General features: G+C 62.6%; 11 protein-coding genes. 5 read left to right on the top strand and 6 right to left on the bottom strand.

Annotated features, from left to right (window positions below; all coding sequences use genetic code 11):
• The first annotated feature begins 228 nt into the window (after nt 1-228).
• Nucleotides 229-1,233, top strand: coding sequence for a FecR family protein (locus NDB2M4_RS15385; RefSeq protein WP_072376665.1), 1,005 nt, complete (start codon nt 229-231; stop codon nt 1,231-1,233).
• 32 nt (nt 1,234-1,265) lie between these two features.
• Here the strand turns inward: NDB2M4_RS15385 and NDB2M4_RS15380 are convergent, their stop codons facing one another.
• Nucleotides 1,266-1,955: a helix-turn-helix domain-containing protein gene (locus NDB2M4_RS15380; protein WP_072376663.1), complete on the bottom strand. Its 690-nt coding sequence runs from the start codon at nt 1,953-1,955 to the stop codon at nt 1,266-1,268.
• Nucleotides 1,956-2,108: 153 nt separating this feature from the next.
• Entirely contained in the window at nt 2,109-2,414 is a 306-nt protein-coding gene (locus NDB2M4_RS15375) for a polyhydroxyalkanoic acid system family protein (protein WP_072376661.1), read from the bottom strand.
• A gap of 160 nt (nt 2,415-2,574) precedes the next feature.
• On the opposite strand from NDB2M4_RS15375, the gene NDB2M4_RS15370 reads away from it, so the two are divergent.
• Nucleotides 2,575-3,444: a formate/nitrite transporter family protein gene (locus NDB2M4_RS15370; RefSeq protein ID WP_072378158.1), complete on the top strand. Its 870-nt coding sequence runs from the start codon at nt 2,575-2,577 to the stop codon at nt 3,442-3,444.
• A 3-nt stretch (nt 3,445-3,447) separates the two neighbouring features.
• On the opposite strand, the gene NDB2M4_RS15365 is transcribed toward NDB2M4_RS15370, so the two are convergent.
• Nucleotides 3,448-3,753, bottom strand: a complete 306-nt coding sequence (locus NDB2M4_RS15365) for a plasmid stabilization protein (RefSeq protein ID WP_072376659.1) — start codon at nt 3,751-3,753, stop codon at nt 3,448-3,450.
• Nucleotides 3,754-3,886: 133 nt separating this feature from the next.
• On the opposite strand from NDB2M4_RS15365, the gene NDB2M4_RS15360 reads away from it, so the two are divergent.
• Complete coding sequence (locus NDB2M4_RS15360) at nt 3,887-5,134, top strand: DUF763 domain-containing protein (RefSeq protein ID WP_072376657.1); 1,248 nt, start codon at nt 3,887-3,889, stop codon at nt 5,132-5,134.
• Nucleotides 5,135-5,160: 26 nt separating this feature from the next.
• Here NDB2M4_RS15360 and nagA read toward each other — a convergent pair whose 3' ends face one another.
• From nagA to NDB2M4_RS15345, 3 genes are read right to left on the bottom strand one after another with little or no spacing between them, the layout of a single operon-like run.
• On the bottom strand, nt 5,161-6,324 hold the full coding sequence (gene nagA, locus NDB2M4_RS15355) for an N-acetylglucosamine-6-phosphate deacetylase (RefSeq protein ID WP_083556443.1): 1,164 nt from the start codon (nt 6,322-6,324) through the stop codon (nt 5,161-5,163).
• Complete coding sequence (locus NDB2M4_RS15350; protein WP_072376655.1) at nt 6,321-7,367, bottom strand: SIS domain-containing protein; 1,047 nt, start codon at nt 7,365-7,367, stop codon at nt 6,321-6,323. The genes nagA and NDB2M4_RS15350 overlap by 4 nt, the downstream gene beginning before the upstream one ends.
• Complete coding sequence (locus NDB2M4_RS15345) at nt 7,364-8,269, bottom strand: glucosamine kinase nucleotide-binding domain-containing protein (protein WP_072378154.1); 906 nt, start codon at nt 8,267-8,269, stop codon at nt 7,364-7,366. Before NDB2M4_RS15345 ends, NDB2M4_RS15350 begins: the two co-directional genes overlap by 4 nt.
• Before the next feature lie 85 nt (nt 8,270-8,354).
• Here NDB2M4_RS15345 and NDB2M4_RS15340 point away from each other — a divergent pair, with 85 nt between their 5' ends.
• Nucleotides 8,355-9,290 (top strand): N-acetylmuramic acid 6-phosphate etherase, encoded by a 936-nt coding sequence (locus tag NDB2M4_RS15340; protein WP_083556439.1) that lies wholly within the window; start codon nt 8,355-8,357, stop codon nt 9,288-9,290.
• 364 nt (nt 9,291-9,654) lie between these two features.
• The gene (locus tag NDB2M4_RS15335) at nt 9,655-12,447 is read left to right on the top strand and encodes a transglycosylase domain-containing protein (RefSeq protein WP_083556437.1); all 2,793 of its coding nucleotides are present in this window, start codon (nt 9,655-9,657) and stop codon (nt 12,445-12,447) included.
• The last annotated feature ends 167 nt before the right edge of the window (nt 12,448-12,614 follow it).

The raw sequence follows: 12,614 nt of genomic DNA, 5'->3' as shown, positions 1-12,614 counted from the left end.
ACGATATTCAGAAAGCAGCTTGCTCGACAGCGACGGCATTTGTCACTTGGGTAACAGCGTAGACTTGTTCAGGGGGATAGGTCTCACAGGGGGGCGGGAGCTAACCGTTTCACCGGTCTAATGCCGGGCGTGCCATAGCGTCGTCATCGTCGGCACCTAAGGAAACGGGAATTATTGGAGACGTCCGGACGCTGGGTTAATATTGGAGGGCGTCATAAGGAGATTTCAATGGCAGCCGCTCCGCTGCGCGCGTTGCGTTTTTTTGTAGTTGCCTCAGTTTTGAACGCTCCCCTCGCCGCTCAAGCTGGCGCCGGAGCGGAAATCGGCGATGCGCGTACCATCGTCAGTCTCGTGAAAGCGGATTTCGAGAAGGAAGAGCGCGACCTCGAGGTGGGTGACGTTGTCCGCCAGGACGAGGTCATCGAGGTCAGCAACGACGGACGCGGCGAGTTCCGTCTCAACGACGATACCAAGCTGGCGCTTGGTCCCGGCGCGCGCATGGTGCTGGATAAGTTCGTCTACGACAGCGACAAGAAATCCGGCTCCATCATCGTCGACCTCACGAAGGGTGCGTTCCGTTTCATCACCGGCGTAGCGTCGAAGAAGACCTATGAAATCCGTACCCCGAATGCATCAATCACGGTGCGGGGAACGATCTTCGATGTCTACGTGCTGCCCGACAAGAGCGCGTGGCTACTGCTGCACGAGGGCGCAATCGAGGTGACATCGCCGAAGAAGGACGTCTGCCGTGTGCTCGATCAGGCTGGTCAGCTCATTCGCATCGACAGCAAGGCCAATGTCAGCGATCCGCTGAACTGGAAGGACATGCCGGGGCGGGATGACGCGACATTCGAAGATGCCTTTCCGTTCGTTGTTTCCGCTCCGCAAATCGAGCCTCTGCCGCCGACGTCGCGTGATGGTATCCTTGAAGCCGCGTTTCCGAAGGCAGACAACAAGAAGTGCATCAACGGCCTGAAGGCGAAGCCGATCAAGGCTGACGACGACGACAAGCCGACGAAAAAGAAGAAGCCCAAGACGCGCCAAGCGACGAACGACGACGCTCCGAAAAAGCGCCGCCCGAAGCCAGTCGATGATGACGACTACGGCGGCGGCGCGCGCGGCATCGACATCATCATCAAGGGCGGTGGCATCGGTGGCTTTGGTGGTGGCCGCCCCGGCGGAAACAATGGCGGGGGATACGATGGTGGCGGGTACGGTGGGCGCGGCCGCTAGAGCCTAAAGCGGTACCGGCCGCGGGCCGCTCGCTAATCCCCGGGAAATGCGAAGGGGTGGGAGTTTCCGACGGGCTCGACGTACGTCAGAACGACGTGCAGCACCACCTCGCGGCCATCGGGATTGCGATAGCTGTGGGGAACGTCGGCTTGAAACTGGATGGCATCGCCTTGCGGCACCATCACGGGGGGATCGTTGCCGACGGCAAGCTCGATACGCCCGTCGACAACAAGGATATTCGCCTTGGTGCCGGCTGTGTGTGGCGAGAAATTCTCGCGGTGCTGGCTGGCGATGCTCACCTCGTAGAACTCGGCGCGCCGTACGCTTTCGACGGAGAACAACGCCCTGCAGATGAAGCGCCCATTGCTGGCGCTGACGATTCGTGCGCGCGCCTTCGGCAGCACCACGGTGGCGCGCGAGAGCGGTGCGACGAGCAAGTTGGCGATGGGAACGCCCAGCGCGTCGGCCACCTTCAACAGCAGACTGATTGTGGGAACGCTTTTGCCGGTCTCGATCTGACTGAGCATGGCGCGGCTCACACCAGAACGCTTGGCCAAACGCTCGAGCGAATAACCCTGACGCGTGCGGAGGCGCTTCAGGTTGGTGCTTATTGTGGTCAGTAGCGCTTCGGAATGGCCGGTGCGCGGTCTCCTCTTGAGGGAGGCCTTCGCGCCTGCCGACCTTCCTGACGTAGCCACTCCGATGTCTGCCGTTCGTTCCATAGCTGCCCCCAAGGCGACAGCACCACGGTGCGCACCTGTCGATGCGCGTGACGTTAGCGGCGCCGGCAGGGGATATGGAACGCAGAAAAGCTGCTAAGCTTAGAAGCGCGCGTTCTGCCTTGAGCGGCGGCGGCTTCTCATCGCGCGGCGTAGCTACTTCTTCTCGAGCAGCAGCTTCGCACGCCCGATCATCGTCTCCTTGAGCGGACCCCAAAGCTTCTTCAACAGCGCTGGCAGCACGACCTCCAGACGCACAACGTCTTCGCCGACTTCGAGCGATCCGGGAATCGATTGTCCCATTGCGCGGACCGTGAACGGCATCTTGTTCTCGATCCACGGCTGTTGCTCGAGGGTCAGCAGGCTGCTGGAAGGCACGCCCTGCAGACCGGACTGTAGACGGCGCATCGCTTCCGTCTTGCCAAGGGAGTGCGGTATCGACACGACCAGGGGCTCAGCCATTTTCTGTTTCCTCTTTATCAGAACCGCGCCGGAGCCCGGCCGGCCGTTAGGCTCAAACTGCAATAACGCGATATACCATCGGCCGGGGCAATTCACTCGCCGACGACAGCGGATGCGGGATAAGGTGGCGGCCGCCGATAGCCGATTCCAGAGGTTCAACGTGGCCGGTAACGAAACCGTCGATCAGAAGACTGCTGAAGTTGGCGAGGGCCTGAGCCGGGCTGAGGTCAAGCATGTGAAGGAGTCGCGACGTCCGCGCGCGGCCGTCGTCTATGAGATCGTGCGCACGGAGGGCGAGGCGGAGCTGATCCGGCCGTTTTCCGCCCTCTGGTGGTCGGGCGTTGCTGCTGGCATATCGATCGGCTTTTCGTTCCTCACCGAGGCCGCGCTTGCTGCGCATCTTCCCCTTTCGGAATGGCGTCCGATTATCGCAAAGCTCGGATACGCGGTGGGCTTTCTCATCGTCATTCTTGGCCGCCAGCAGCTTTTTACTGAGAACGTGCTGACGGCCGTGCTTCCCGTCATCTCGCGACGCAAGCTCGATTGGCTGATTTCTATGATCCGCCTCTGGGGCATCGTGCTGGCAGCCAACGTCGTCGGCTGCTTCGTCTTTGCGTTGGCGATGGCATCGCTGCCCATTGTCGGGAGCGACGTCAGCAAAGAAATGCACGAGATCGTCGTGCACCTGATGGCCAACTCGCCGTGGGAGATGTTTGCAAAGGGTATCGGCGCTGGATGGGTCATCGCCGCACTGGTGTGGATACTCGCCTCCAACGACGATCTGCAGTTTTTTGTCATCGGCCTGCTCACATACCTGATCGCGCTGTTCGGTTTTACGCATATCGTCGCTGGCTCGGCTGAGGCGATCTACGGCGTGCTGACTGGTGCGACGTCCGTCACGCAAGCGTTCTTCGGATTCTTTCTTCCGACGCTCGCCGGCAACATCTTCGGTGGCACGATACTCTTCTCGGTGCTGAGCTACGCGCAGGTCCGCGAGGAGATCTCGGCCAGCAGGCGCGCGCGCCGCTGAGCGTCAACTGGCGCGACGGTTGCGGGTTGCAGCCGCTTTCTTGGCTGACGCCGATCGCGCTGCGGCCGGGCGGGCGGCCGATGTCCTGCCTCCGATGCGCCCACCCTTGTGCGCTGCCGGATGGCCGGTGCTCTTGCCGCGGCCCGATCCGCCGCGCTTCTTTCCGCCGCCGTCGTCCTTGTTGACAGTGGCCCAAGCGCGGCGCTCGGCCTCCTTCTTGCCGACGCCACGCTTCTCGTAGCCTTCGGCAATGTGGTCGGCCTTGCGCTCCTGTTTTTCTGTGTACTTGGATTTGTCGCCACGCGGCATGGGATCTCTCCTTCATCGATCGCTGGATGTGCCGGATGCCCCTCTAACCCATTGCAGCCAGTCGAGGTTCCGGTCCTCCTCTCTGTGGCGCATGAGCGGTTCTGCTAGTATGGCCAGCGAATCGAGGTGAGCGATGGCACGCAGATCCGGCAGCGCCGACCTTCCCCTGCACAGCGGGCGCGTGCCCGCTTGGCTCGGGCAGCGCATGACCACGCTTGGCGCCATCATTGCGCAAGCCATCGTCCACCATTATGGGCGCGATGAGTTTTTGCGCCGCCTCTCGCATCCATTCTGGTTCCAGTCGTTCGGCTCCGTCATGGGCATGGACTGGCATTCGTCCGGCATCACGACGAGCGTCATTGGTGCGCTGAAGCGCGGACTGGCGCCGCTCAGCGGCGAGCTTGGCATTCACGTCTGTGGCGGTCGCGGCAAGCATTCGCGCCGGACACCGGACGAACTGATGGCAGTGGGCGAGCGCGTGGGGCTGGATGCAGGCGCGCTGACGCGGGCGAGCCGCCTCGTTGCCAAAGTGGACAGCGCGGCAGTGCAAGATGGGTTCGACCTCTACCTGCACGGCTTCTTCGTGACCGACGACGGCAAATGGACGGTCGTTCAGCAGGGCATGAACGGCAACGCGCGGCAGGCGCGGCGGTATCACTGGCACTCGGGTGCTGTGCAGGACTTCGTCGATGCGCCGCATAGTGCCATCGATGGTCCGCGGCAGGGAGATATCGTCAACCTGACCGACAAGCGCGCGGCGCCGTCACGTGGAGGGCAGCTCAGCCTGTTGGCCGAGCTTGGGCCGGATCGGGTTGTCCATGAGTACGCGGCGCTGGTGAGCGAGCCATCAGCGCAACCGACGCTGCCGCATCTCATCATGCCCGCACATCACGACGTGCGCTCGTCGGACGTCTTCATTCGCCGCTTGCACGGCACGCTGGCAGCGGTTGCAGAGCGCGGCCCTGTCGATTTTCCCGAGCTGCTGCTGACACCGGGAGTTGGCGCTCGCACCGTGCGTTCTTTGGCGATGGTGGCGGAGGTGGTGCATGGCGCACCCTACCGGTTTGATGATCCTGCGCGTTTCTCGCTGGCGCATGGCGGCAAGGACCGCCATCCATACCCGGTGCCGATCAAGGTCTACGACGAGACCATTCGTGTGTTGAAATCGGCTGTCGAGAGCGCCCGGCTCGGGCGCGACGAAACGTTGGAGACCTTGCGCCGACTGGATGCGCAAGCGCGCCGACTGGAAGGCAAAGTCAGCGGCCCTTCGCTGGAGGCGGTGATCGCGGGCGAGCGCGCAGCCTCGCCAGATCTCGATGGACGTTCTGTGTTCGGTTGGGAACGGGACGTTGAGGCCCGCACCAAGTCGCGCTCGGCGTGAGCGAGGCACGCTTCTAGCTGGCCGTATCAATAGCGGGGCTTAGCGTCCGCTGCCTCGCCCGCAACCCAAGTTTCGAGCACGTTGACGCTTTCGGGTTCGAACGCCACGAGATCCGCGCGGAAGGCCGGGGCCAAGCGGCCGAGGATAGTGCCCAACCCTAAGAACTCCGCCGGCTCGGTCGAAGCGTATTGCAGCGCCACAGGCAGCGGAACGCCAAGCTTCTGCACCGTGTTGCGCACGCAGCTCGCCATATCGATCGCAGCGCCAGCCAGCGTTCCGTCGGCGCGCGTGCAGCGGCCATCGTGCGTGGTGATGTCCTGGCCGTATAGCTGGAACGTTTGCCGCTTGCCACCCACGGGCGGCATTGCGTCGGTGACCAGCATCGGGCGCGACTGACCGCGGACGGCGAGCCGCAGCATGGTGGGAGCCACGTGCTCGCCGTCGACGATCATGCCGAACCAAGTGGCGGGGCTTTCGAGCGCGGCGGCGATCGGTCCGGGTGCGCGGCTCGATAGCTGCGGCATGGCGTTGAAGAGATGCGTGAAGCCGGTGAGACCATTGTCGAGCGCAGATCGTGTCTGCTCATAAGTCGCCGTGGAGTGACCGAGCGACACGCGCACGCCTGCTTCGGCGAGCGCCTTGATGAACTCGGCTGGCACGCGTTCGGGAGCCAGCGTTACCAGCACGGCGCCTTCGCTCCACGATGTCAGAAGCTTGAGGTCGTCGGCGTCCGGCGCACGAAACATCGCCTTGTCGTGTACGCCCGGCTTCTCCGGCGACAGGAACGGGCCCTCGAAATGAATACCGAGTACGGCGGGGTTCGTCGCTGCTGCTTCGCGCGCGGCGATTAGCGCTGCGGCCATCTTCTCGGGCGTGTCGCTGATCAGAGTCGGCAGCAGAGCTGTCGTTCCGAACCGGCGATGTGCGGCAGCAATCGTGTGAATACCGGCTGCGGTCGGCGTGTCATTGAACAGAATATCGCCGCCGCCATTCACCTGAACATCGATGAAGCCAGGCGCCAGCCACGCATTGCCGGGCAGATGCACTACCGGTATCGACGCCGGAAGGTCAGCAACCGGGCAGACCTCGGCTATGTGTGCGCCTTCGATGATCACGGCGCTGTCGTTGAGGACGGCGACGCCATCAAAGACGTGGCTGGCGGCTACGGCGTGTATGGCTCTAGCGCTCATAGCGTGTTGGTGACCTTGCTGAGATGGCGGGGGCGATCGACATCGACTTTGAGCGTGTGCGCGAGCTCGACCGCCATGGCGTAGAAACTCTGTATCAGGCAGATGGCGTCGGCTTCCGGCTGATCGGGCGTCAGCGCCTGCAGTTTTTTACCCGTTGGCGCGCCCTGCTCGGTGAAGAAGAGATTGGAGCCGAGCGCACGAAGCTCACCGGCGAGCTGACGCATGCCGGGGGCAGCGGCGTCTGTCGGCGTCAGCATCAGGATCGGGTAGCGACCGGAGACGAGCGAGACGGGCCCGTGCATGAACTCAGCGCCGCTGAAGGCTTCGGCGTGGCGGTGGCAGGTCTCTTTCAACTTCAGGGCGGCTTCACGCGCGATGGCGAGTGTAGAGCCGCGGCCGATGATGACGAGGCTGGGCGCCTCGGCGAGAGCGGGTACGACGGCACTCCAATCGAGTGTTGCCGCTTCAGCTAGCCGATCTGGCAGGCGATCGATGGCCCGCGCCATATAGTCATTGCCCGACCAAACGGCAGTCATGCGCGCCAGCGCCGTGGCGGTGGCAATGAATGTCTTGGTGGCGGCGACGCTGAGCTCGGGGCCAGCACAGATCGGCAGGACGATGTCGCACATGTCGGCAAGCGGCGAAGCTTCTGCGTTGGTGACCGCAACGGTGAGCGCGCCCGATCTGCGCGCGCTGTGCGTCATCGCCAGCAGATCCTCGCTGCGGCCCGATTGCGAGATGGCAAGGAATAGCTGGTCTTTCAGGTGAAGGTCCGAGGCATAGATACTGGCGATGCTGGGGGCAGCAGGTGCCACGGGCAGGCCGATATAGCGCTCGATCAGATGCTTGCCGAACGCGCCCGCGTGGGCAGAGCTGCCGCGCGCGCAAGTGACGACGACGTACGGCGGGCGGCGTTTCAGGCGTTCGGACAGTTCGGCAAGCGGGCGAGCGAGCGCATCGGTTTGACGCCGCACGGCGGACGGCGCCTCGCGCAACTCCTCGGCCATCTTCGACTTCGCGTTGGAAAATTCGAGCACTGTCACCTGTGTCCGGCCACTTGTTGAGATCTTGCGAACGCCTCCGCCTCGGTTCGCGCCAGCCAAAGTGCGCCGCTCAGCGCATCACCCTGCGGGGCGACGAGCAATGCTTGTGTCTTCTGTGCCAACCACGGCTCGACATGCGGCGCAAGACCGCCGGCGAGGGAAAGCTGCGGGACGCCAAGGGCCGCGAGTCGATCGGCGATGACATCGACATGATGGGCCGCGCCACGCATCAGTTCGGCGGCGACGCTATCCTGGCGCGCAGCATACTCGATGATGAGCGGTGCCAGAACAGCGAAGTCGCGCGGGCGTGCCTGCCCCATCCAACGCACGATGGCGTGCGGGTCGCCCTCGAAGCGCTCCAGTATCTTTTTCGTGAGGTCAGTCCACTGCGCGCGGCCGTCATAAGCCCACAGCACGCGGCGGACAGCCTCGCAGCCGAGCCAGGCGCCGCTGCCCTCGTCGGATACCGGGAAGCCCCAGCCGCCGACGCGATAGTCGCGTCCGGAAACGATGCCCCATCCCACACTGCCGGTGCCGACGACGATGATGCCGCCGCTTTTGCCACCGTGGGCGCCGATGCACGCGGCATGCGCATCGGTGGTCAGGTGGGTGTGCAAGAATGGGAGGTTGTATGTGCGCGCCGCCGCAAGATGGGTCGGCTCGCTCGCGCCCGCCAGCGCCAAGCAGGCGACGATGTGGGCTTCCTCCAACGAAAGGCCCGCCTGCTCCAGACATTCATCTGTTGCCTGGAGCACCGCAGCGAAGCTTTCCTTGATGCCGAAACGGATGTTCGCAGGGCCTGCAGTACCCTCTCCGAGCACATTACCGTTGACGTCGGTCAGCCGTGCGCGACAGCTGGTTCCGCCGCCATCGACACCAAGAAGTAACGCCGTTCCGGCCATTGGATGCACGCGCCCCAACATCTACGTTATGAGAGTGGCGCCACTATAAGCGTGGCGCATGATACCCGGGGTTCACGCTGTCCGCATGAATACGGAAGAGTTAAGTCCTCGCTACGCCGATATCGACCTGTGGCAACCGGCCGATATCCTTGATGCGATGATCGAAGGCCAGCTGGCCTCGGTCGCAGCCGTGCGTGCGGCGCGTGCGCAAATCGAGCACGCAGCGCTCGCCATAGAAGGTCGCCTGCGCAAACAGGGGCGTCTTGTCTATGCAGGTGCAGGTACGTCCGGCCGGCTTGCGGTTCAAGACGGCGCGGAGCTGATGCCGACATTCAGCTGGCCTCAAGAACGCCTGTTGCTGCTGCTGGCGGGTGGTGAAGCTGCCATGACGCAAGCGATCGAAGGTGCCGAGGACGACACCGAGCGCGCGGCTGCAACCATCGCCGAGCACAACATCGGTCCGGACGACGTGCTCATTGGCGTGGCAGCGAGTGGATCGACCCCGTTCACCCTCACGTGCCTGCGAGAGGCCAAGCGCCGCGGTGCGCTTACCGTCGGCATAGCCAACAACCCTGGCGCACCATTGCTGACGGATGCCGAGTATCCGATTTTCCTCGCAACCGGCCCTGAGCCAATTGCCGGCTCTACGCGCATGAATGCTGGCACGGCGCAGCGGATCACGCTCAATCTGCTGTCAACGCTCATCATGATCCGGCTCGGGCGGATCTATCGCGGCATGATGGTTGAAGTGCAGGCGTGCAATGCCAAATTGGCGAAACGGCGCGAGCGTATGGTGGCGCATCTCACGGGACAGAGCGGCGCGCCCGTGCGCGAGGCTCTCGATCTGGCGCGCGGGAGCGTGAAGCTCGCGGTTCTGCTGCTGCAGGGCTACGATCTAACCGAAGCCGAGGCGGTGCTCGATCGCGTGGACGGACGACTGCGTGCTGCACTCGATCATCTGGCCAAGATGCGCTCACCTTCGCTCGATGATAGCGGCGAGAATACAGAACGCGGATCGTGAAATTCAAAAGCCGCAAAGCAAACGTTATTCCTCTGCACGACACCGCGCCCCAATTGCACACACCCATTTACCACGGACAACTGCGCGTAATTATGCGCAAAACACTCTGAATTCGCGAAGTATCAAATCGCGATTACCGCGTTCGGACACCATAAACGCGCTTCACCTCTTTTGCTTGAGATCGCTCGGAGCCTGACGATCTATGCGTCGGGCCTGCATTATTTTGCGGGCATCCGACGGGGCACTTTCGCCTCACGATCGAAGTCCACGACGAGGACGCGATGTCTAGTCCTGAAGGCGGGTTGGCTGCTCGCGCGCCATCTCCAGCATCGCGGCGGGAATTGGGGGTACTCAGATCAAGCCGATGATCAGACGACCGATGCGAGCAACGATCAGCGCTCGTCGCGCCGGCCGCTACGCCGCTGCTGCAGGTATTGGTGCGCTTGCCGTCACAGTTACCGCCTACTGCGCTCTGCAAATCGCCATGCAGCGGCTTGGCCCACTTCCGACCAAGACGATCGGAGCGTTACTGCCTGCGTCTGCCGAACCGACACCGCCTGACATCGTTGCCACCAAGCTGCCCGCCGATCCGCAAAGCGTCGATCCGCGGTACCTGCAAATGCTCTTCACATTCGAGGATCGCCGCTTCTATTCGCATTTTGGGATCGACCCGGTCGGCGTCATTCGCGCCGTCCGCGATATCGCCAGCAATCAACGCATCGTCACCGGCGGCTCTACCCTGACGATGCAAGTGGCGCGCCTTCTCGACAATCAGTATCGGCGCACGCCTGCGGTGAAGTTGCGGCAGATCGTGCGTGCGATCCAGCTCGAGCGTCAGTTCTCGAAGAACGAAATTCTCAGCATCTATCTCGCGCTGGCGCCGTTCGGCGGGCGCACAAAAGGCGTCCGCGCAGCCTCATTGAAGTATTTCGGCAAAGAGCCCCAACATCTGTCGATCGCCGAGGCAGCATTGCTGGTTGCTCTGCCGCAGGCTCCAGAAGCACGCCGTCTCGATCGCCACGCTAACGCGGCACGGCGCGCGCGCAACTTCGTACTCGATACCGTCGCGGCGGCAGGCGTCATCACCGAACGTGAAGCCGAGCTGGCCAAACTTCAACCCCTCACTCCAGAGAGCCCGACGATGCCTCCAGCTCCCATGCCCAAGCCGTCCTCCATGAAGATCGCATCCTATATCGCAGGCCTTACTCTCGGAATGAACCTCTTCACGGGCGCCACGACGGCGGCTCCGGTTGAGCCCGCGGGTGCGCCTCCTCTAGTGCAATCATCACCCCCGGAAGCTCAGCTGCAGTCGTTGCCGCCCGATGTGCAGCCTGAAGCACTACCGGATGAAGCATCGCTACAGTCGAGAGACGAGCAAGCTGCCGCGGCCGACGCGCCGCGTTTCATAGGGACGGGCGTGCAGATCGTGCTCGACGTGCGCAACAAGTTGCTCAAACCGCAGCCCGCGGGAACGCATCAGGACGACCGCGATGCCCTGTGGATGTTCTACGCTTCGCGCAACGAGCCGGTCTGGGTATCCAAAGCGGGATGGAACTCCAAGGCCCAGGCGACAATCGACGAGATCACGCGCGCCGGGGATTGGGGTCTCAATGCGGACGATTTCGAGATACCCGAGTTGCCCAGTCCCGCCTATGGGCAGGCGCTAACGCCGGATCAGCTCGCGGCAGCGGAAGCGAGTTTGTCGCGCGCGGTATTAAAGTACGCGCGCGAAGCGCGTGGCGGGCGCATTGAAGATCCTGCCACACAGCTGAGCTCCTATCTCGATCGCAAGCCTCAGGTGCGACCGCCCTTCCTCGTGATCGCAGAAATGGCTGCTTCCGACGCGCCTGATGCCGTGCTTCGCAAACTGCAGCCGCAGAACGAACAGTTCGCGCGGCTACGCGAGGTTTATCTCGCCCAGCGTGATGGAGCCACTGCCGAGCCGGTCGAAATCCCTTCGGGGCCCAAGCTGCGACCGGGCGCCAAACACGACGACATCGCGCTTATCCGTGAACGCCTCCACGTACCCGCGAACGGTGTGGAAGATGCCGTCTACGATGATGCGCTCGTAGATGCCGTGAAAGCATTCCAGGAGAAGCGGGGCATCGAGCCAGCCAATGGAACGATTAACTCGAAGACCCGCCGCGCGATGAACGAGAACCAGAAGGTTGACGTCAAGACGCTGCTCGCAAACATGGAAGAGTGGCGATGGATGCCCGACAATCTTGGGGAGACATACGTCTGGGTCAATATTCCCGAGTTCAAGGTGCGTGTGATCAAGGATGGGAAGGTCATCCACACCGAACGCGTCATCACCGGTGAGACGGATAAACAGACTCCGATCTTCTCGGAAGACCTGAAGACCATCTACTTCAATCCCCGCTGGAACGTTCCCGATAGCATCAAGGTCAACGAGATCGGCCCCGCGCTCGCGCGCGGACGGCGCAGAGACATGGTGGTGATGCGCAATGGCAAGCGCATCAAGCCAGGCAGCGTCAACTGGTACAAGGCGGACATTAGAAACTACGATGTCTACCAGCCATCGGGACCGGGCAATGCCTTGGGCGTCGTCAAATTCACGTTCCCCAACAAGCACGCCGTCTATCTGCACGACACGCCGAACAAGGGCCTCTTTTCTTCGAGCGAACGTGCGTTCAGCCACGGGTGCGTGCGTGTGCGCAATCCGCAGCGACTCGCAGAGGTGCTGCTTGAACTCGATAAAGGCTGGACGTCGTCCGATGTTGCCAAGCTGATCAAGGTGAAGGGCGAGCCGGAGGAAACGGCTGTCGATCTCAACGAGCACATTCCCGTGCACCTCACGTACTTCACGGCACAGGTGGACGAGAACGGCGATGTGACCACGCAAAAGGACATCTACGGGCACGAGAAGCGCATCACGCAGGCTCTCGAGGGCAAATGGCAATCGATAGACAAGGGTGATGACCATCTCGCCCAGGTCGAACTGTCCAAGCGCCTCGACCAATCCGACGAGACAAAGCCGCGTAAGACTGCGCGGCGGTCGGGAGGCGGTGGCAACCGCGTCGTCACGCGTAGCCGCGGCGGTGGCGGTGGTGGCGGTTACGGCGGCGGGTCTACTCGCGTCAGCAGCAGCGGCTCGTCAGCGAACGATATTTTCCGGCGCAGCTTCGGGAATTAATCCCGCCGAAAAATGCGCGGTGCCGGAGGAATGCGCCGGCACACCTTGCGCGTAACGGCTAGGCAAAACTGATCGCTAAAAGGTCTGAGTTTCATTCGCCAATGATAAAGTCTGTCCACTGCTGACCGTTGATTATCTCGGCTGCCTCGTCATCAGTGGACAATGTG

Source organism: Hyphomicrobium sp. NDB2Meth4, from assembly GCF_900117445.1.
In the GTDB taxonomy this organism is placed as follows: domain Bacteria; phylum Pseudomonadota; class Alphaproteobacteria; order Rhizobiales; family Hyphomicrobiaceae; genus Hyphomicrobium_A.
Note: the sequence above shows the minus strand (reverse complement) of the source record. Positions and strands in the feature narration are given on the sequence as shown.